We start from the raw sequence: 19,434 nt of genomic DNA on the forward strand, positions 1-19,434 counted from the left end.
CGAATGGGATCAAAAGGCTTACAGGGCACGGTAATTGGAGGATCCTGGGGCGGCCGGAGGGAGAGTCGGCCGGTCGCGAGGGTCGCGGGGAGCGTGAGGCAGAGGGGGAGCGGGATGCCTCAGGAATGGGCGGGGGAGTCGGGTCGGGACCGGGCCGTGGAGCGGTACGTCCAGGAGCTGCTGGTGCGCCGGCCCGGCAGCCGGGCCGAGTTGCCCGCGACGCTGCTGCTCGGCGCCCGGGGCAGCGGCAAGACCACGGTGCTGCGGCACCTGGAGGACTGGGCGCGGCGGGCCCCGGTGGCCCGTCTCGACCTCGCGGCGCTGGGCCGCGAGGGCCGCAAACCGATCGACGTGCTGGCCGCGCTGGTCTTCCAACTCAACGAGAGGAAACCGGACTTCGCCCGCCTGCGGTTCCCCGCCTTCGGCCTGCTGACGATCGCCGTCGCGGCCCGGATGGAGGCCGCCGATCGGGACGCCGCCGTACGGCAGATGGAACAGGCGCTCATCGGGCCGCCCGGCAGCCGGTCGGAGGTCATGAACCAGCTCGCCCAGTACGCCGCCACGGTCCTGGGCGCCCCCGCCGCGATAACCGCCGCCCTCCCCCTGCTGCCGGAATGGCGGCGCCACTGGGCCCGGCTGCGGGTCCGCTGGCGGCTGGCCCGCATCCGTCGGCGTGCGCGGGGCGGCGGCTCCGTGGACGGCTTCCTGGTCAACCTCAACCAGCGCTACGGCGACCGCGAGGAGGCCGAGCGGCAGCGCGCCGAGGCGGTGCTCTTCGACGCCTTCCTGGACGACCTGCGCCGGTCCTACGGCTCGCACGGCGGCGACAAACGGCGCACCACGCACTGCCTGCTCCTGCTCGACAACGTCGACAGCCCACTCGGCAACGACTTCCTCAAAGCCCTGCTGGACGCCCGCAAGAAGGCCGGCGGACCCGACCCGCTGCTGGTCCTGGCCACCGCCGGCAGCTATCCCGCCGCGCTGGAGAGCTTCGCCTTCGGCGGCCCGCGGCGGCCCGGCGCACTGCCCGGCCGGTGGCCCGCGGAGGAGGAGGCGTTCCTCCCGGAGCACGTCGTCAAGGGCCTGGTGGTGGGCCGGCTGCGCGACCTGGTCCGGCACGAGGTGGAGCGGCAGGCCGAGGAGGTGCTGCGGTCGGCCGGGCGCCGGGTACCGCCGCCGGACGCCGACAACGGCGTGCGGTGGCTGGGCTGGGTGGTGCACGAACTCACCCGCGGCCACCCGGCGGGCACCGCCCAGTTGCTGCACGCTCTCCTGGAATGCGAGGCGGATGCGGCCTGGGAGGTGCGCCTGCGCCAGGTCCTGCGGCCGTCCGCCGACCTTGTCGACGCCCTGCTGGAGCGGCTCCTGCCGATCGACGCGAGCGGGGAACTGGCCCAGGCGCTGGCCCGCGCCGCGGCCGCTCCCGATCTGGCCCAGGCCCAGGCGGGCCGCGTCCTGTGGGACGAGGCGAACGCCCGCTTCCAGGAGGAGTTCAACGACTTCTGTACGGACGTGCTGCGCACCATGCACCTCGACAGCGGCGACGAGAGCGCCGACGGCCGCACCGAAACCCCGCATCCCCTGCTGCGCTTCCTGCTGCTGCGCCGCCTGACCGCCGTGTCCGAGGCGGGCGGCGAGGGCTCCGAGGGCGGCGAGGGCGGCGTCCGTGGCCGGCGCGCGGTGCACGCCGCGCTGCGCGACCGCGCGGCCGCCGCGGGCGACGAAGGCGCCGCGGCGTATCACGCCCTGGCCGGCGGCGATCTGCCCGTGGCCGCCGCCTATTTGGACGACGTGTTCGAGCGGATCAGCCCCGAGGAGTGGTGCGCCGAGCTGTGCCGGCTGCGCCGCGCCCCGCTCACCGAGGCCGGCGCCGGCCTCGACCAGCCGCTGTGGGAGCGCTACGAACGGCTGGTCGACCACCTCGGCCACGGCGCCGTCGAGCAGCGGCTGCGCACCATCACCCGGCTGCTGGCCGCCGTCTGGATCGCGCCCGAGCCGCCCGACGATCCCCGCACCGACCGGGTCGGCGATCCTTACCGCGACCCGCTGGGCGATCCCGGGGCGGAGCTGTACGGCGAGATCCAGGCCCGCTTCCACACCCTGGCCGTGCACGCCGACAGCGTGCCGTGGACCTCCGCGCTCCTGCGCAAGGCGAAGCAGTACGGAAAGGAGCCGTGGCTGTGAGCACCCGCGTCTTCGAACCACCCCGACCGCCCCGGCGCTGGGGCCTGTGGAGCCTGACGGCGCTCGTCGTGGTCGCCGCCGTCGTCGCCGTCGTCCTGCGGGTCGCCGACGCGGCCGGGACGTGCGCGGACGGCGTCAGCGCGACGGCCGGCGGCGAGTGCGTGGGCGTCACCGACGGCGCCTACACCTTCGAGAACATGCGGGGCCTGAGCGGGAAGATCCGCGCCGAGAACGACAAGGTCGCCAAGTCCGGTGAGCCGTCGGTGGCCATCGCCTACGTCGAGGCCATGGCCGGCGGCTCCGCCGACCGGGGGCCGGAGGCCACCCGGCAGGCCGTCCTCGGCGCCTACCTCGCCCAGCGGGCGCTGAACGCCGAACGCGCGACGCTGCCCAAGATCCGGCTGCTGCTCGCCAACACCGGCCGCGGCGACCGCCACTGGAGTCAGGTGGTCGACCAGCTCCTCGCCGTGAAGGACAAGGAGCGGCTCGTCGCGGTGGCGGGTTTCGGGCAGAGCAACGACCGGACGGCCGCCGCGGTGCGACGGCTGCGGGCCGCCGGGCTGCCCATGGTCGGCGCGACCGTCGCCGCGGACGGGCTGAGTTCGTCGGCGGCGGGCTTCTTCCGGGTCTCCTTCCCCAACCGCGACCAGACCGCGGCCGCCGCCCGCTATCTCAAGGCCCAGCAGCGCGCCCACCCCGGCTACCGCGTCCAGGTCATCCGGGACGGCAACGAAGCGGACGCCTACAACACCTCCCTCTACGACGACTTCTCCGCGGCGGCGCGCGGCGCGGGCCTGAAGGTGGACGCGGAAGTCATCCCGTTCCGCTCCGGAGAGGGCGAGGAGGCGACGGCGGGCAACGCCCTGTCCCTGGTCGCCGACAAGGTCTGCGGCGATCCCGAGCCCCCCGACGTGGTCTTCTTCGCCGGCCGGGGCCGGGAGCTGCGCCGCTTCATAGAGGCGGCTGGTGAGGGCGGACGGCGTTGCCGGACGACGGTCCTGTCCGGTTCCAGCGCGCTGGGCGTCTACTTCGACACCGGCGGCAGCCGGCACCGCGCCGAACTGGCCGCGCTCGCCCGACGGTGGAAATCCAGCCAACTGACCGTGTACTACACCGCCTTCACCCACCCCGAGATATCCAAGGCGGTCTACGGCGGCACCGGAAGAGGCCCGTTCGCCGACTTCGCACGCGCCTACGGCGACGAGGGCGGCGGCCCGGTGAGCGCCCTCGCCAGCGGCCAGGCGATGCTCGGCTACGACGCCACGTACGTCATAGGCAAGGCCGCCAGGGGCGCCGTCGGCGTCTACGGCACCCGCCACGTCACCGACCGGATGGTCCTGGCCATGCTGGAACAGACCAACGGCAAATCCCGGGTGCGGGGCGTCAGCGGCCATCTCGCCTTCGACCCCGACACGGGCGAGCCGGTGGACCGGCCCCTGGCACTGGTCGAGCTGCTCCGCCCGACCCCGACCGGACAAGCGGGCGCCACCTACCGGTTCGTGGCGCCCCTGCGGCCCCGCTGAGCCACGGGCGACGCGGCGCGCCGGCCGGCGCACGCCTGAAGGCGACCCCCCGGGTGTGGGGGCCGCCTTCAGGCCGGGACGCGCGGCGCGCGGCGAGGCCGTGGCGGGAATCGAACCCGCGTAACTCGCTTTGCAGGCGAGTCCCTGAACCACTCGGGCACACGGCCGGGATGAGGTGCCGCACCGACTGTAGGCCGCGAGCAGGGGGGCGGGACAAGAGGACGCGGCGGGCTGCCATGAGGCTGCAACGCGGCGTTCACGAAGGGCGCCGCTCGCGCCGCTCGCGCCGCTCAGCCGGTGTGGAGGAATTCTTCGACGACGGAGGTGAACAGGTCCGGTTCGTCCACCCACGGGTAGTGGCCGACGGCGTGCAGGGGGCGTACCCGGGCGTGCGGGAAGGAGGCGGCCACCAGTTCGCCGGCGCGCATGCCGGCCATGCCGTCGCGGTCCCCGGTCAGCACCAGCACCGGGCAGTCCACCCGTCGCAGCCCCTCCAGCACCGCGCGCCGGGCGGGCTCGTCCACGCCCTGCCAGAAGCCGGCCCGCGGCACCGGGCCCAACTGGGCGCCCTGCGTGGCCGCGTGGGCCCGCTGCGGCTCGTCCCAGCGGCCGTAGCCGAGGGGTGCGGCGGTCAGCAGGAGCGTACGCACCTCGTCCAGGTCGGTGGCCTCGGCCAGCCGCCGTACCGCCGCCGCGGCCGCGGGCCACCACTCCTCGTCGCGGCGCGCCTCGAAGATCTCCTGGGCGTCGTCGGGCAGTTCGCCCTGGAGCCGGGAGCCGGGGCAGACCAGTACCAGCCGGGTCAGCCGCCCCGGATACGCCGCCGCGTACGCCTGCGCGACGGCGGCACCGGCGCTGTGCGCGAGCAGCGCGAACCGTTCCAGGCCCAGATGCGCGCGGAGCGCCTCGACGTCCTCGGCGAGGTGGGGGAAGGCGTAGCGGGCGGGGTCGCCGGCGGTGGGGGAGTCGCCGGTGCCGCGGCTGTCGGGGATGATCAACCGCCGGTGTGCGGCCAGGCCGCCCAGATCGCCGAGGTAGGCGGCGTCCCGGCCGGGGCCGCCGGCCAGGCAGAGCAGGGGCGGCAGCGGGGCGTCGGCCGGACCGAGTACGCGGTAGTGGAGCTCGGTGTCGTCGTACGTGCGGAAGTGCGGCATACGCACAGCTTGCCCCGTAGCGGGCGAAGAACGAGGGGGCGGCGGGGCATGTGACCTCCGTCCCACCGCAGGGTGACCCGGTGCCGTGACCCTCAAGCGTGAAGTCGCGCACGGGTAGGCTGACGCGGTTGCCGATCGCCGAGTTCAGCCCGACGGAGACCGTGACTACCACCACCAGCGCCACCAACAGCCATCACCTGTCCCCGGCCTTCCCGGGCCGGGCACCTTGGGGTACCGCGAACAAGCTGCGTGCCTGGCAGCAGGCGGCCATGGACCGGTACATCCAGAGCCAGCCAAAGGACTTCCTCGCCGTCGCCACACCCGGCGCCGGCAAGACCACCTTCGCCCTGACCCTCGCCTCGTGGCTGCTGCACCACCACGTCGTGCAGCAGGTGACGGTCGTCGCGCCCACCGAGCACCTCAAGAAGCAGTGGGCGGAGGCGGCGGCCCGGATCGGGATCAAGCTCGACCCGGAGTACAGCGCGGGCCCGCTGGGCCGCGAGTACCACGGCGTGGCGATCACGTACGCGGGCGTCGGCGTACGGCCGATGCTGCACCGCAACCGGATCGAGCAGCGCAAGACGCTGGTCATCCTCGACGAGATCCACCACGCCGGTGACTCCAAGTCCTGGGGCGAGGCGTGCCTGGAGGCGTTCGAGCCGGCGACCCGGCGCCTGGCCCTGACCGGTACGCCGTTCCGGTCGGACACCAACCCGATCCCCTTCGTGACGTACGAGGAGGGCAACGACGGCATCCGGCGCTCCTCGGCCGACTACACCTACGGCTACGGCAACGCGCTCGCCGACGGCGTCGTCCGGCCGGTGATCTTCCTGTCCTACAGCGGCAACATGCGCTGGCGCACCAAGGCCGGGGACGAGATCGCGGCCCGCCTGGGCGAGCCGATGACCAAGGACGCCGTCTCCCAGGCGTGGCGCACCGCGCTGGACCCGCGCGGCGACTGGATGCCCAACGTGCTGCGCGCCGCCGACCAGCGGCTGACCGAGGTCCGCAAGGGCATCCCGGACGCCGGGGCGCTGGTGATCGCCTCCGACCAGGAACAGGCCCGCGCCTACGCCAAGCTGATCCGGGAGATCACCGGGCAGGGCGCCACGCTGGTGCTGTCCGACGACACCGGCGCCTCGCAGCGCATCGACGACTTCGCGCAGTCGAACGACCGCTGGATGGTCGCCGTGCGGATGGTGTCCGAGGGCGTGGACGTGCCGCGGCTCGCGGTCGGCGTCTACGCCACGACGATCTCCACGCCGCTGTTCTTCGCGCAGGCGGTGGGCCGTTTCGTACGGTCGCGCAAGCGCGGCGAGACGGCGTCCGTCTTCGTGCCGACGGTGCCGATGCTCCTGGAGTTCGCCAACGAGATGGAGGTCGAGCGCGATCACGTGCTCGACAAGCCGAAGAAGGACGGCGAAGAGGATCCGTACGCCGAGTCCGAGAAGGAGATGGACGAGGCCAACAAGGAGCAGGACGAGGACACCGGCGAGCAGGAGCAGTTCTCCTTCGAGGCGCTGGAGTCCGAGGCGGTCTTCGACCGGGTTCTCTACGACGGCGCGGAATTCGGCATGCAGGCGCACGCCGGCAGCGAGGAGGAGCAGGACTACCTCGGCATCCCCGGCCTGCTGGAGCCCGACCAGGTGCAGATGCTGCTCCAGAAGCGGCAGGCCCGGCAGATCGCGCACAGCAAGAAGCGGCCGGACTCCGAGGCCGACCTGCTGGAGCTGCCCGCCGAGCGGCGCCCGGTGGTCACCCACAAGGAACTGCTGGAACTCCGCAAGCAGCTCAACACCCTGGTCGGCGCCTACGTCCACCAGAGCGGCAAGCCGCACGGCGTGATCCACACCGAGCTGCGGCGGGTGTGCGGCGGACCGCCGAGCGCGGAGGCCACGGCCGGGCAGCTCACCGAGCGGATCAAGAAGGTACGGGAGTGGGCCACGCGGATGCGGTGACCTGAGCGGAGCGGCCGGCGGCGGTCCGGGACGCGTCCGCGAGGTGTGCGGGACGCGTCCGGGACGCTCGTGCCGGACGCTCGCCGCACCGCTTCGTCCGAGGAGGGCGGCGCACCTTTTCACGGTGCGCCGCCCTCCGCCTTCACCGGGCACCGCCTTCGCCTTCACCGGGCACCGCCCTCCGCCGTCGGAGGTAACGGCCGGGTCACGTTGTAGCCCTGACTGAAACACCGGAGAGCCGCTCCGTGCCCCCAAAACGGGATATTCCGGGCTCGGAAGCCCGGATTCTGGACGGACTCTTCCGCTGACCGGACCGGCTCGCTACTGTCCCGGTCACGCACACGCCCCGTGGCAGCGCCGCCGCGGAGCGCAGCCGGTGCCAAGCGGCCGGCGGCACTCTTGCGCGCGCTGCTCCGGGACTTGCAGCGCGTCGCGCCCGAGCGTCGCCACTCAAAACGAGGAGGGGGCGTCGTGACCGCGGAGACCTCCCAGACGCTCGACCGGGGACTACGCGTCCTGAAATTGCTAGCCGACACCGACCACGGGCTGACCGTCACCGAGCTGTCCAACAAGCTCGGCGTCAACCGCACGGTGGTCTACCGACTGCTGGCGACCCTGGAGCAGCACGCTCTGGTGCGCCGCGACATAGGCGGCCGTGCCCGCGTCGGCCTGGGCGTGCTGCGCCTGGGCCGCCAGGTGCATCCGCTCGTCAGAGAGGCCGCGCTGCCCGCGCTGCGCTCGCTCGCCGAGGACATCGGCGCCACCGCGCATCTCACCCTCGTCGACGGCACCGAAGCGCTGGCCGTCGCCGTCGTGGAGCCGACCTGGACCGACTACCACGTCGCCTACCGGGCCGGTTTCCGCCATCCGCTAGACCGGGGGGCCGCCGGACGGGCGATCCTCAAGGCCCGCCAGGGCCGTACGCAGGACGGCGGACTCGCCCTGACCCACGGGGAGTTGGAGGCCGGCGCGAGCGGGGCGGCGGCGCCGCTGATCGGCGTGTGCGGCATCGAGGGCAGTGTCGGGGTCGTGATGCTCGCGGACACCGTCTCCGAGCGGGTCGGACCGCGGGTGGTCGACGCGGCCCGGGAGGTGGCCGAGGCGCTGCGCTGAGACGGGCCGCCGACGGGCGCGGGCCGAGACGGGCCGTCGACGGGCGCGGGCCGAGACGGGCCTCCGGCGGGCGCGGGTGATCCGCGAAGATCCGCCGGACGGCCCCTGGGGCCGGAGTGCCGGGACCGCTCTGCCGGGGCGGGGGTCAACTAGGGTGGCGGGGTGTCCTCACGCGCCCGCGCCCTGGTGGTCTGCACCGCCCTCGTCCTCGCCCTCCTGCTCACCGCCGTCCTCGCGCCGCTGCCGTTCTCGCTCGCCTATCCGGGCCTGACGGTGAACGTCCTGGGTGCCGACAAGGGCAAACCGGTGATCACCCTCACCGGGGCCGGTACCCGCGGGACGAGCGGGCAGCTACGGATGACCTCGATCGTCGCCACCGGGCCGGAGGCCTCCGTCCGGCTGCCGGATGTCGTGCGGGGCTGGTTCCACGAGGACGAGGCCGTCATGCCGCGGGAGGCGGTCTATCCGGTGGGGCACAACACCGAGGAGATCGCCGAGCACAACGCGGGGGAGATGCGGAAGTCGCAGGACACCGCCACCCGTGCCGCGCTGGCCCACCTCCACCGGTCCGGCGCCGGCATCAAGGTCAAGCTGAGCCTGGCGGACGTCGGCGGGCCCAGCGCCGGACTGATGTTCGCCCTCGGCATCGTCGACAAGCTGGACGGCGACGGCCGCGGCGGCGATCTGACCGGCGGCCGGACCATCGCCGGCACCGGCACCATCACCGCGGGCGGCGAGGTCGGCGCCGTCGGCGGCGTCCCGCTCAAGACCCAGGCCGCGCGCCGCGACGGCGCGAGCGTCTTCCTCGTTCCCCGCGGGGAATGCGCCGACGCCCGCGCGGAACTCCCCAAGGGCCTGCGCCTGATCCCCGTCTCCACTCTCGGCGGCGCGGTGGACGCCCTCAAGGCCCTGCGCTCCGGCGGCAAGGTCCCCACCTGCTGAGCCCCTGGGCGGGTCCCCCGCCCGCCGGTTCAGCCCCCCTTGATGAAGCCCTTCGCCACCAGCCAGTCCTCCGCGACCTGGTGCGGGTCCTCGCCGTCCACGTCGACCTTGCGGTTGAGCTGCTGGGCGACGGTGTTGTTCAGTGCCCGGGTGACGGGTGCGAGGAGCGCGGCGATCTGCGGGTACTTCTTCATCGTCGCGGCGTTCATCTCGGGTGCGGCGTTGTAGTTGGGGAAGAAGTGTTTGTCGTCGGCGAGGACGGTCAGGCCCATCACCTTGATGCGTCCGTCGGTGGTGAAGACCTCGCCGAAGGTGCAGGAGGTGCCCTGGGCGGCCTCGGTGTAGACGACGCCGCCGGTCATCTTGCGGATGTTGCCGGGCGGGACGGTCATGCCGTACGTCTTCGCCATGCCGGGCAGTCCGTCGTTGCGGGTGGCGAACTCGTTCTCGACGCACAAGGTGACCGCGCCCGGCTTCCGCTTCAGCAGCGCGGCGACATCGGAGAGGTCCTTGACGCCGAACTCCTTGGCGTGGGCGGCGTTCAGTGCCAGCGCGTAGGTGTTGTTGAGGGAGGACTGCGGCAGCCAGACCAGTCCGTTGGCCCGGTCGGCGTCGCGGACCGCCTCCCACTGGCGCCGCACGTCGGGGATGGGCTTGTCGTGGCCCAGGTGGGTGATCCAGCCGGTGCCGGTGTATTCGTACATGCCGTCCGCGGTGCCGGTCCGCACCGCCTCGCGGGCGCCGACCGTGCCCTGGATGTTGGTCTTGTCGATGACGGTGGCGCCGGCCGCCTTGAAGACCAGGCCCATGATCTGTCCGAGGATGATGTTCTCGGTGAACTCCTTCGATGTGACGGTCAGTTCGGCGCCCTTGAGGGGCAGGCCCCGGCCGAGCGTGCCGGGTTCGACGTCGTCGCTCAGGGGGCTGCCGCTGACCAGGCCGCAGCCGCTGGGGGCGGCCGCGGCCAGCAGCGCGGCGGCCACGGCGGCGGGCAGGAAGCGGCGGGATCGGCGCGGCGCCATCAGGTGGTCCCCTCCAGGCCGCGCGGGCGCAGCAGCAGTTCGACGAGTGAGGCCAGCCATTCGACGAGCAGGGCGAGCGCCACGGTCAGAACGGATCCCAGGATCAGCACGGGCATCCGCTGGGTGATGATGCCCGCCGAGATCAGGTCGCCGAGCCCGCCGCCGCCGCCGAACGTGGCCAGCGTCGCGGTGCCGACGTTCAGTACCAGCGCGGTGCGCACGCCGGCCAGGATCAGCGGGACGGCCAGCGGCAGTTCGACCTTGCCCAGGACTCCCATGGGGGACATGCCGATGCCGCGGGCGGCCTCGGTCAGCGTCGGATCGATGCCCCGCAGCCCGGCGATGGTGTTGGCCAGGACCGGCAGCACGGCGTAGATGACCATGCCGATGACGGCCGATCGGGCGCCGATGCCCAGCCAGACCACCAGCAGCACCAGCAGGCCCAGCGCCGGGACGGCCTGGCCCAGGTTGGCCACGGCCATCGCGAAGGGTGTCGCCCGGCGCAGCCCGGCCCGGGTCAGCGCGATGCCCAGCGGAATGGCGATGACCAGCACGAGAAGGGTGGACAGGGCGGTGAGCTGGACGTGCTGACGCAGGGCCAGCCACACCTTGCCGTTGTCGACCGCCTGGTGGGCGACGGAGTCCAGTCGGGCGGCGCGGAACCACAGCCAGGTCGACAGCAGCGCCACGGCCAGGAAGAGCGGCATGAAGGTCCACTTCTGCCAACTGATGCGGCGGGGGCCGCGGGTGGCGGCCGGGGTGGGCGCCTCACCGGCGGCCACCTCGCGCTGCTCGGTCTCCGTATCCCGCGCGCCGCCGGGCGCGCCGTCGGGGCTCATGCCGTGGCCCCCTCGCCGCCGGCCCCGCCCGGGTGGGGGCCGGTCGCTCGGGCGGGCGGCTCCTGAAGGTCCGGCGGCTGCTCCGCGGCGTCGAGCCGGTCCGCCTCCAGCAGTTCGCGGACGTTGTTCATCAGCGTCTCCATGTCCACCACGCCGATGTACTCGCCGCGCCGCCCGGTGACCGCGACCCGGCCGGCGCTGTCGGTGAGCACCGCCTCCAAGGCGTCGCGCAGCGTCGCGTCCCGCGTCACCGTGTCGTGCACCGGCGTCCCGACCCGCGCCAGCGAACCGCGGGCGCGCGCCAGGTCGCCGCGGCGCAGCCATTTGTGGGGCCGGCGGTCGCGGTCCAGCAGCAGCACCTCGTTGACGGGGCCGGCGCGCAGCAGGTCCACGAGGGACTCCAGCGGGTCGTCCATCCCGGCGGTGGGGAAGTCGACGACGCCGACGTCGCGGACGCGGGTGAGGTTGAGCCGTTTGAGGGCGGCGCCGGCGCCGACGAAGCCGGAGACGAAGTCGTCGGTGGGGTTGGTGAGGATCGCTTCGGGGGTGTCGAACTGGGCGATGTGCGAGCGCTCGCGGAGCACCGCGATCCGGTCGCCGAGCTTGATCGCCTCGTCGAAGTCGTGGGTGACGAAGCAGATGGTCTTGTGCAGCTCGTGCTGGAGGCGGATCAGCTCGTCCTGGAGGTGGTCGCGGGTGATGGGGTCGACGGCGCCGAACGGTTCGTCCATCAGCAGGACGGGCGGGTCGGCGGCGAGCGCGCGGGCCACGCCGACGCGCTGCTGCTGGCCGCCGGAGAGCTGGCGCGGGTAGCGGCCCTCGAATTCGCCCGGGTCCAGGCCGACCAGGTCGAGCATCTCCGCCACCCGGCTCTTGATCCCCGACTTCGACCAGCCGGTCATCTTCGGCACCAGGGCGATGTTCTGGGCGACGGTCATGTGCGGGAAGAGGCCGGAGGACTGGATGGCGTAGCCGACCTTGCGGCGCAGCCTGACCGGGTCGATGCCGGTGACGTCCTCGTCGCCGATCCTGATCCGCCCCGAGGTCGGCTCGATCAGCCGGTTGATCATCTTCAGGGTGGTGGACTTGCCGCAGCCCGACGGCCCCACGAAGACCACCAGCTCGCCGGCCCTGATCTCCATGTTGACGCGGTCCACCGCCGGCTGCGGAGTGCCCGGATAGATCTTCGTCAGGTCCTCCAGTTGGATGCTCGCGCCGGAGGTGGCGGCCGCCGCCGTGGTCGTCCCGGACGTCTCAGGCACGAATCCCCCTGGGGATGGTCAGGCGTCCGATCAGGACGTACGCGGCGTCGAAGAGGAGGGCGAGCAGGACGATGCCCAGGGTGCCGGAGAGCACCTGGTTGAGGGCGTTGGCGCTGCCCAGCGAGGCGATGCCGCGGAAGATCTCGTTGCCCAGGCCGGGGCCCGAGGCGTAGGCGGCGATGGCGGCGATGCCCATCAGCATCTGGGTGGCGACCCGGATGCCGGTGAGGATCGGCGGCCAGGCCAGCGGCAGCTCGACCCGCAGCAACCGGGCCGCGCGCGACATGCCGATGCCCTTGGCCGCGTCGACCAGGGAGGGGTCCACGCCGCGCAGGCCCACGATGGCGTTGCGCACCACCGGCAGCAGCCCGTAGAGCGTCAGGGCGATCACGGTGGGGGCGACGCCCAGGCCCACGATCGGGATGAGCAGACCGATCAGGGCCAGGGAGGGGACGGTCAGGATGGTGGCGGTCGTGGTGGTGGCCAGGGCGCCCGCCCAGTCGCTGCGATAGGTGGCGACGCCGAGCGCGACCCCCAGCACGGTGGCGATCACCATGCACTGGAAGACCGCGCTGGCGTGCTGAAACGTATCCGTCAGCAGTTGGGCGTGCCGGTTGCCGACGTACTCCCAGAAGCCCACTGAGCACTCTCCTCGGTCAGTGACCCGACGCCTGTTTCACCAGCGGGATGATCCGCAGCGGAACCGGATTTTCCATGACGATCGCGGTCGAAGCCCGCACGATGCCATCAAAACCCACCACGCGGTCGATCACCCGCTGCAGATCGGCGTTGGACCGTGCGACGAGCCTGCACAGCATGTCCCCATGTCCCGTCGTTGTATGCAGCTCCAACACCTCGGGCACGGTCGCCAAATGCGCGCGCACATCACGCCCTTGGCCCTGTTTGATCTCCAGGGTCGCGAACGCGGTCACCGGATATCCCAGCGCCGCCGGGTCCACATCCGGCCCGAAACCCCTGATCACTCCGTTCGACTGAAGCCGCTCCAGCCGCGCCTGCACCGTCCCGCGGGCCACGCCCAGCCGCCTCGACGCCTCCAGGACGCCGATCCTCGGCTCCCGTGCGAGCAGCTCCAGCAGCGCCCCGTCCAAATGATCGATCGCCATGGCCGGTCCCTCCGCTTGTGATGGTCATCCTGTACAGATAGCCCGGCAACTGTGCCCCTTCACTGGACACAATGCCCAGTAGAAACGAGAACTATTGCGCACCTTGTGGATCGGAGGGACTCTGCGGCCATGGCAGACACCACGATGCACACCCAGCCCACCCCCGGCACGGCTCGGCAGGCGGACCCCTTCCCGGTCAAGGGGATGGACGCGGTCGTCTTCGCCGTCGGCAACGCCAAGCAGGCCGCGCACTACTACTCCACCGCCTTCGGCATGAAGCGCGTCGCCTACTCGGGACCGGAGAACGGCAACCGCGAGACCGCCAGTTACGTGCTCGAATCCGGCGGCGCCCGGTTCGTGTTCACCTCCGTCATCAAGGCCACCACCGACTGGGGCCGCTTCCTCACCGACCACGTCGCCGCCCACGGTGACGGCGTCATCGACCTCGCCATCGAGGTCCCCGACGCCCGCGCCGCCTACGCCTACGCCGTCGCGCACGGCGCCACGGGCATCGAGGAGCCCTACGACACCAAGGACGAGCACGGCACCGTCGTACGCGCCACCATCGCCACCTACGGCCAGACCCGGCACACCCTCGTCGAACGCACCGGCTACGACGGCCCCTACCTGCCAGGCTTCGTCGCCGCCACCCCCCTGGTGGAACCCGGCCCCCGGCGCTTCCAGGCCATCGACCACTGCGTCGGCAACGTCGAACTCGGCAAGATGAACGAGTGGGTGGCCTTCTACAACAACGTCATGGGCTTCACCAACATGAAGGAGTTCGTCGGCGACGACATCGCCACCGAATACTCCGCCCTGATGTCGAAGGTCGTCGCCGACGGCACCCGGAAGGTGAAGTTCCCGCTCAACGAGCCGGCCATCGCCAAGAAGAAGTCGCAGATCGACGAGTACCTGGAGTTCTACGGCGGCCCCGGTGTCCAGCACATCGCCCTCGCCACCAACGACATCGTCGCCACCGTCCGCGCCATGCGCGCCTCCGGCGTCGAATTCCTCGACACCCCGGGCTCCTACTACGACACCCTCGGCGACTGGGCCGGCGAGACCCGCGTGCCCGTCGAGACCCTGCGCGAACTGAAGATCCTCGTCGACCGCGACGAGGACGGCTACCTGCTCCAGATCTTCACCAAGCCCGTCCAGGACCGCCCGACCGTCTTCTTCGAGATGATCGAGCGGCACGGCTCCATGGGCTTCGGCAAGGGCAACTTCAAGGCCCTGTTCGAGGCGATCGAACGCGAGCAGGCCCGCCGCGGCAACCTCTGACCCGGCGGGCGGGGCCGGGGGGCTCCCCGCGAGCGCCCCGCCGCCGCCCGAACAGCCGCCCCGCCCCGCCTGATCGGCCGCCGGTGATCTTCCACCCGCGGCCCGCGGGTGCGACGCTGGACGCTATGGACCTCCTCGCCCGTCTGCGCGCCGGCCTCCCCCCGGACGCGATCCTCACCGATCCCGACGTCACCGGCTCCTACGCCCACGACATGGCGGGCTTCTGCGAGGCCGGCACACCCGCCGTCGTCGTCCTGCCGCGCACCACCGAAGAAGTCCAGCACGTCATGCGCACCGCCACCGAACTGCGCGTCCCCGTCGTCCCGCAGGGCGCGCGCACCGGCCTGTCGGGCGCCGCCAACGCCAGCGACGGCTGCGTCGTCCTGTCGCTGGTCAAGATGGACCGGATCCTCGAAATCAACCCCGTCGACCGGATCGCGGTCGTCGAGCCCGGCGTCGTCAACGCCGTCCTCTCCCGCGCCGTCAACGAACACGGCCTGTACTACCCACCCGACCCCTCCAGTTGGGAGCAGTGCTCGATCGGCGGCAACATCGGCACCGCCTCCGGCGGCCTGTGCTGCGTCAAATACGGCGTCACCGCCGAGTACGTCCTCGGCCTCGACGTCGTCCTCGCCGACGGCCGCCTGCTGACCACCGGCCGGCGCACCGCCAAGGGCGTCGCCGGCTACGACCTCACCCGCCTCTTCGTCGGCTCCGAAGGCACCCTCGGCGTCGTCGTACGCGCCGTCCTCGCCCTCAAACCCCAGCCGCCCCAACAACTCGTGCTGGCCGCCGAGTTCCCCTCCACCGCCACCGCCTGCGCCGCCGTCTGCGACATCATGGCCCGCGGCCACGCCCCCTCCCTGCTCGAACTCATGGACCGTACGAGCATCCGCGCCGTCAACGACATGGCCCGGATGGGCCTGCCGGACAGCACCGAAGCGCTGCTGCTCGCCGCCTTCGACACCCCCGACCCGGCCGCCGACCTCGCCGCCGTCGGCGAGCTGTGCGCCGCGGCCGGCGCCACCCAGGTCGTCCCCGCCGAGACGCCCGCCGAGTCCGACCTGCTGCTCCAGGCCCGCCGCCTGACCCTGACCGCCCTGGAGCGGGTGAAGTCCGCCACGATGATCGACGACGTGTGCGTACCGCGCTCCCAGCTCGCCGCGATGCTCGACGGCACCGCCGCCATCGCCGAGAAACACCAGCTCACCATCGGCGTCTGCGCGCACGCCGGCGACGGCAACACCCACCCCACCGTCTGCTTCGACGCCGCCGACCCCGACGAGTCCCGCCGGGCCCGCGCCTCCTTCGACGACATCATGGCGCTCGGCCTGGAACTGGGCGGCACCATCACCGGCGAACACGGCGTCGGCGTGCTGAAGAAGGAGTGGCTCGCCCGCGAACTGGGCCCCGTCGGGCTGGAGTTGCAGCGCGGCATCAAGCAGGTCTTCGACCCGCTCGGACTCCTCAACCCCGGCAAGCTGTTCTGACCCCCATCCGGCGCACGCGGCGGGGCGGCCGGATGTGCGCCGCCGCCCTGGGAGAGATTGACTGACCCCATGACGATGAACGATCCGAGCGGTCTCATAGAGGGCACGGTCACCTTCCGGGTGACCGGCCAGGGCGTCGACGACATCACCTACGCCGTCCAGCCCCCGGGCGCCGGAGCGGAGCAGCAGGTCACCCGTCCGGAGCTGCCCTGGTTCGCGGTCGTGGACGCGCGCGGAGTGGGCGCCATGCCGATGCTCACCCTCACCCTGGAGGGAGCCGACGCGCACGCCGAATGCGAAATCCTCACCGACGGCGCCCTGGCCGTCCGCGGCAGCGTGCACGGCCCCGCCGCCACTGTCGTGTTCATGGCGCGCGCCGCGGCGTCCTAGAGTTACCGATCATGGACAACTCCTTCGCCTGGGCCGTGCTCGCCCTCCTCCTCATCACCCTGACCGGCACCGCCGCGACCACCGACCGCCGCGGCAAGCAACTCGACCGCAGGCTCCAGCGCCTCGAACGCAAAATCGACCACCTCCTGGCCCACACCGGCGCCGAAGAGCCCAAGGACCCCGGCATGGCCGAAATCGACGAACTGATCCTCCAGGGCAAAACCCTCCATGCCATCAAGCGCCACCGCGAACTGACCGGCTCCGGCCTCGCCGAAGCCAAGGAAGCCGTCGACCGCCGGATGCGCTGACGCCCGCACGGGCCGAGGATGGCCCCTAGCAGGGCCCTGCGGGGCCCCGCAGGCACCACCGCCCACCCGGAAGGCGACGAGCCGATGGCAGCCACCGCAGCGACCCGAGCCGCCGAAGACGCCTACGACGTCCTCGTCCTGGGCGCCGGGCCCACCGGCGAGAACCTCGCCGACCGCGCGCACGCCGCCGGACTGAGCGCGGCGATCGTGGAAAACGAACTGGTCGGCGGCGAATGCTCCTACTGGGCGTGCATGCCCAGCAAGGCCCTGCTGCGCCCGGTCACCGCCCGCGCCGACGCCCTCCGCATGCCCGGCCTCAACGGCACCGCCGACGGGCCCCTCGACCCCCCGGCCGTCCTCGCCCGCCGCGACGCCTTCGCCTCCCACTGGCGCGACGACGCGCAGGTGCGCTGGCTGGACGCGGCCGGCATCGACCTGTTCCGCGGCCGCGCCCGGCTGGCCGGCCCCCGCCGCGTCGCACTCGACGACGGGAAAATCCTCACCGCCCGGCACGCCGTCGCCGTCTGCACCGGCAGCCGCCCCCTCCTGCCACCCATCCCCGGACTCGCCGACGCCACCCCCTGGACCAGCCGCGAAGCCACCAGCGCCACAACCGTCCCCGGCCGGCTCGTCATCGTCGGCGGTGGCGTCGTGGGCGTCGAGATGGCCACCGCCTGGCGGGCCCTGGGCGCCTCCGTGACCCTCCTCGCGCGCGGCGACGGACTGCTGCCCCGCATGGAACCGTTCGCCGGCCGCCTGATCGCCGAAGGGCTCGCCGAGGCCGGCGTCCTCCTGCGCACCGGCGTGGAAGTACGCGAGGTACGCCGGGAGGCACCCGGCGGCGTCGTCACCCTCGCCCTCGACTCCGGCGACGAGATCATCGCCGACGAACTGCTCATCGCCGCCGGCCGCGCACCCCGAACCGACGACCTCGGCCTCGAAAGCGTCGGCCTGGAACCCGGATCCTGGCTGGAGGTGGACGAAAGCTGCCGGGTGACCTCCGTGCCGGGCGGCTGGCTCTACGGCGTCGGCGACGTCAACCGCCGCGCACTCCTGACCCACCAGGGCAAATACCAGGCCCGGATCGCCGGCGCCGCCATCGCCGCCCGCGCCCGGCGGGTGCCGATCCTGGAGTCCGACCGCTGGGGCGCGCACGCCGCGACCGCCGACACCGCCGCCGTACCGCAGGTCGTCTTCACCGACCCCGAAGCCGCCTCGGTGGGCCTGACGGCCGCCGCCGCCGAACGAGCCGGCCACCGCGTCCGCGTCGTCGACCAGGACCTGGCCGCCGTCGCCGGCGCCTCCCTCTACGCCGACGGATACCGCGGCCGGGCCCGCATGATCGTCGACCTCGACCGCGAAGTGCTCCTCGGCGCCACCTTCGTCGGCCCCGGCGTCGCCGAACTCCTGCACTCCGCGACCATCGCCGTCACCGCCGAGGTCCCCATCGAACGCCTGTGGCACGCGGTGCCCGCCTACCCCACCATCAGCGAGGTGTGGCTCCGGCTGCTGGAGACCTACCGGGGCTGACGGCGGACCCACCGGCGCCGGGACGGACGGCGACCCGACCACACCCGGCGCACCGCCCCCCCACCCCGCCTACCGCCCCCGCACCCCGCTCACCCGTCGTCCTCCTCGTAGGCCAGATGGTTCACCACCTCCACCACCCCGTCGACGCTCGCACACAGCCGCACGGTCACCGCGACCAGACTCCGGCGCGGCACCGTACCGCTGAGCGTGACCCGCCCCTCGCTGACGTCGACGGTCAGGGCGGACGGCGCCAGCCCCAGCGTGCGGGTGACCACGTCCTCCACGATCTCCTCCTGGATCGCCCGGTCCCGCCGCAGGAAGAGCCGCAGCAGATCCCGCCGGCTGACGACCGCGACCAGCCGGCCGTCGTCGTCCACCACCGGCAGCCGCTTGACCCGGTGATCCTCCATCACGCGGGCGGCGTGCGCCGCCGTCCACTCAGGCCGCGCGACCACGGCCGGACTGGTCATCACATCCCCCGCCGTGCTCGGGGAACGGGCACCCGCCGGGAACCGCCGCCGCAGCAGATCCGCCTCGGACACCACACCGACCGGCCGCCCGTCCTCCACCACCGGCACCGCCGTGATGTCGTACTCGTCGAGCAGCCGCGCGATCTCCTTGAACGGCGTCCCCCGCTGCACACTCACCACGGAGGGCGTCATCAGGTCGGCGACCCGGCTGTGCTTCATCGCGCTCGCAGTCCTCTCCGGGGCGACCCCACGGTCTCCCCCCCACCAGGGTGGGGCCGGAACACCGCCCGCGCACGGGGCCGAGCGGCCCTGCGCGCCGCCACCGCCCTACGCGCCCGGCTCCGGCGACTCGTCCGACGGCCACGGGTCGCTCAACCACAGATCATCGCGCGGCGCCATCGCCAGCAGCTCGCTCAGCCCTTTGTCGATGCCCAGATGCCCGTGCTCCGAGCCCGGCGGCACGACCCGCAGCGTGCGCTCCAGCCACGCGGAGACCGCCGCGGCCGGCGCCTCCAGCAGAGCGTCGCCGTCGGGCGAACTCAGCGCCATGCACACCAGACTGCGGCCGTCCACCTTCGTCGGCCACACCCGCACGTCCCCGTGACCGCACGGCCGGAACACGCCCTCGACGAGCAGCTCGCGGGCGAACGTCCAGTTGACCGGGGCGTCCGAACCGATGTGAAAGGTCACATGGACGGCGTAGGGGTCATCCGTCCGGTACGTCAGCCGGGCCGGCACCGCGAGGGTGCGCTCCGGCGACAGGACCAGACCCAGCTCCAGCTCTCGTTCCACCACGGTGTGCATCGAATCCGCCTCTTTCCCTCTCCCTGAGCGGGCGCCCGTA

18 protein-coding genes and 1 tRNA gene are annotated in these 19,434 nt (G+C 72.7%); 10 read left to right on the forward strand and 9 right to left on the reverse strand.

Annotated elements, in window-relative coordinates; all coding sequences use genetic code 11:
• The first annotated feature begins 114 nt into the window (after positions 1 to 114).
• Positions 115 to 2,184 (forward strand): ATP-binding protein, encoded by a 2,070-nt coding sequence (locus ACZ45Z_RS04210; protein ID WP_468355802.1) that lies wholly within the window; start codon positions 115 to 117, stop codon positions 2,182 to 2,184.
• Positions 2,175 to 3,707, forward strand: a complete 1,533-nt coding sequence (locus ACZ45Z_RS04215; RefSeq protein WP_468355805.1) for an ABC transporter substrate-binding protein — start codon at positions 2,175 to 2,177, stop codon at positions 3,705 to 3,707. The genes ACZ45Z_RS04210 and ACZ45Z_RS04215 overlap by 10 nt, the downstream gene beginning before the upstream one ends.
• 95 nt (positions 3,708 to 3,802) lie before the next feature.
• Here ACZ45Z_RS04215 and ACZ45Z_RS04220 read toward each other — a convergent pair.
• Positions 3,803 to 3,874, reverse strand: a tRNA-Cys gene (locus tag ACZ45Z_RS04220).
• Positions 3,875 to 3,997: 123 nt separating this feature from the next.
• Entirely contained in the window at positions 3,998 to 4,861 is an 864-nt protein-coding gene (locus tag ACZ45Z_RS04225) for an alpha/beta fold hydrolase (RefSeq protein ID WP_468355808.1), read from the reverse strand.
• 161 nt (positions 4,862 to 5,022) lie between these two features.
• Here ACZ45Z_RS04225 and ACZ45Z_RS04230 point away from each other — a divergent pair, with 161 nt between their 5' ends.
• From ACZ45Z_RS04230 to ACZ45Z_RS04240, 3 genes are all read left to right on the forward strand, one after another.
• Positions 5,023 to 6,819 (forward strand): DEAD/DEAH box helicase, encoded by a 1,797-nt coding sequence (locus ACZ45Z_RS04230; RefSeq protein ID WP_468355811.1) that lies wholly within the window; start codon positions 5,023 to 5,025, stop codon positions 6,817 to 6,819.
• A gap of 471 nt (positions 6,820 to 7,290) precedes the next feature.
• The gene (locus tag ACZ45Z_RS04235; RefSeq protein WP_468355814.1) at positions 7,291 to 7,932 is read left to right on the forward strand and encodes an IclR family transcriptional regulator; all 642 of its coding nucleotides are present in this window, start codon (positions 7,291 to 7,293) and stop codon (positions 7,930 to 7,932) included.
• 162 nt (positions 7,933 to 8,094) lie between these two features.
• Positions 8,095 to 8,874: a S16 family serine protease gene (locus ACZ45Z_RS04240; protein WP_468355817.1), complete on the forward strand. Its 780-nt coding sequence runs from the start codon at positions 8,095 to 8,097 to the stop codon at positions 8,872 to 8,874.
• A gap of 29 nt (positions 8,875 to 8,903) precedes the next feature.
• On the opposite strand, the gene ACZ45Z_RS04245 is transcribed toward ACZ45Z_RS04240, so the two are convergent.
• From ACZ45Z_RS04245 to ACZ45Z_RS04265, 5 genes are read right to left on the reverse strand one after another with little or no spacing between them, the layout of a single operon-like run.
• Positions 8,904 to 9,896: a glycine betaine ABC transporter substrate-binding protein gene (locus ACZ45Z_RS04245; RefSeq protein WP_468355820.1), complete on the reverse strand. Its 993-nt coding sequence runs from the start codon at positions 9,894 to 9,896 to the stop codon at positions 8,904 to 8,906.
• Entirely contained in the window at positions 9,896 to 10,735 is an 840-nt protein-coding gene (locus tag ACZ45Z_RS04250; protein ID WP_468355823.1) for an ABC transporter permease, read from the reverse strand. Before ACZ45Z_RS04250 ends, ACZ45Z_RS04245 begins: the two co-directional genes overlap by 1 nt.
• Positions 10,732 to 11,997 carry a betaine/proline/choline family ABC transporter ATP-binding protein gene (locus ACZ45Z_RS04255; protein WP_468355826.1) on the reverse strand — a complete coding sequence of 422 codons (1,266 nt, stop codon included), beginning with the start codon at positions 11,995 to 11,997 and terminating at the stop codon, positions 10,732 to 10,734. Before ACZ45Z_RS04255 ends, ACZ45Z_RS04250 begins: the two co-directional genes overlap by 4 nt.
• The gene (locus ACZ45Z_RS04260) at positions 11,990 to 12,637 is read right to left on the reverse strand and encodes an ABC transporter permease (protein WP_468355830.1); all 648 of its coding nucleotides are present in this window, start codon (positions 12,635 to 12,637) and stop codon (positions 11,990 to 11,992) included. The genes ACZ45Z_RS04255 and ACZ45Z_RS04260 overlap by 8 nt, the downstream gene beginning before the upstream one ends.
• Positions 12,638 to 12,653: 16 nt before the next feature.
• Positions 12,654 to 13,121, reverse strand: a complete 468-nt coding sequence (locus ACZ45Z_RS04265; protein ID WP_468355833.1) for an Lrp/AsnC family transcriptional regulator — start codon at positions 13,119 to 13,121, stop codon at positions 12,654 to 12,656.
• A gap of 129 nt (positions 13,122 to 13,250) precedes the next feature.
• On the opposite strand from ACZ45Z_RS04265, the gene hppD reads away from it, so the two are divergent.
• The 5 genes from hppD to ACZ45Z_RS04290 all read left to right on the forward strand — a co-directional run bounded on the left by hppD (position 13,251) and on the right by ACZ45Z_RS04290 (position 18,120).
• Complete coding sequence (hppD, locus tag ACZ45Z_RS04270; protein ID WP_468355836.1) at positions 13,251 to 14,402, forward strand: 4-hydroxyphenylpyruvate dioxygenase; 1,152 nt, start codon at positions 13,251 to 13,253, stop codon at positions 14,400 to 14,402.
• Positions 14,403 to 14,527: 125 nt separating this feature from the next.
• Positions 14,528 to 15,892 (forward strand): FAD-binding oxidoreductase, encoded by a 1,365-nt coding sequence (locus tag ACZ45Z_RS04275; RefSeq protein ID WP_468355839.1) that lies wholly within the window; start codon positions 14,528 to 14,530, stop codon positions 15,890 to 15,892.
• Between the two features lie 69 nt (positions 15,893 to 15,961).
• Positions 15,962 to 16,282: a hypothetical protein gene (locus ACZ45Z_RS04280; RefSeq protein WP_468355842.1), complete on the forward strand. Its 321-nt coding sequence runs from the start codon at positions 15,962 to 15,964 to the stop codon at positions 16,280 to 16,282.
• Positions 16,283 to 16,293: 11 nt separating this feature from the next.
• Positions 16,294 to 16,590, forward strand: a complete 297-nt coding sequence (locus tag ACZ45Z_RS04285) for a hypothetical protein (RefSeq protein WP_468355845.1) — start codon at positions 16,294 to 16,296, stop codon at positions 16,588 to 16,590.
• 84 nt (positions 16,591 to 16,674) lie between these two features.
• Positions 16,675 to 18,120 (forward strand): dihydrolipoyl dehydrogenase family protein, encoded by a 1,446-nt coding sequence (locus tag ACZ45Z_RS04290; RefSeq protein WP_468355848.1) that lies wholly within the window; start codon positions 16,675 to 16,677, stop codon positions 18,118 to 18,120.
• A gap of 89 nt (positions 18,121 to 18,209) precedes the next feature.
• On the opposite strand, the gene ACZ45Z_RS04295 is transcribed toward ACZ45Z_RS04290, so the two are convergent.
• Entirely contained in the window at positions 18,210 to 18,809 is a 600-nt protein-coding gene (locus tag ACZ45Z_RS04295; RefSeq protein WP_468355851.1) for a CBS domain-containing protein, read from the reverse strand.
• Positions 18,810 to 18,917: 108 nt separating this feature from the next.
• Positions 18,918 to 19,394 (reverse strand): SsgA family sporulation/cell division regulator, encoded by a 477-nt coding sequence (locus tag ACZ45Z_RS04300; protein WP_468355854.1) that lies wholly within the window; start codon positions 19,392 to 19,394, stop codon positions 18,918 to 18,920.
• Between the last annotated feature and the right edge of the window lie 40 nt (positions 19,395 to 19,434).

The organism is Streptomyces sp. NPDC031210, from assembly GCF_055570395.1.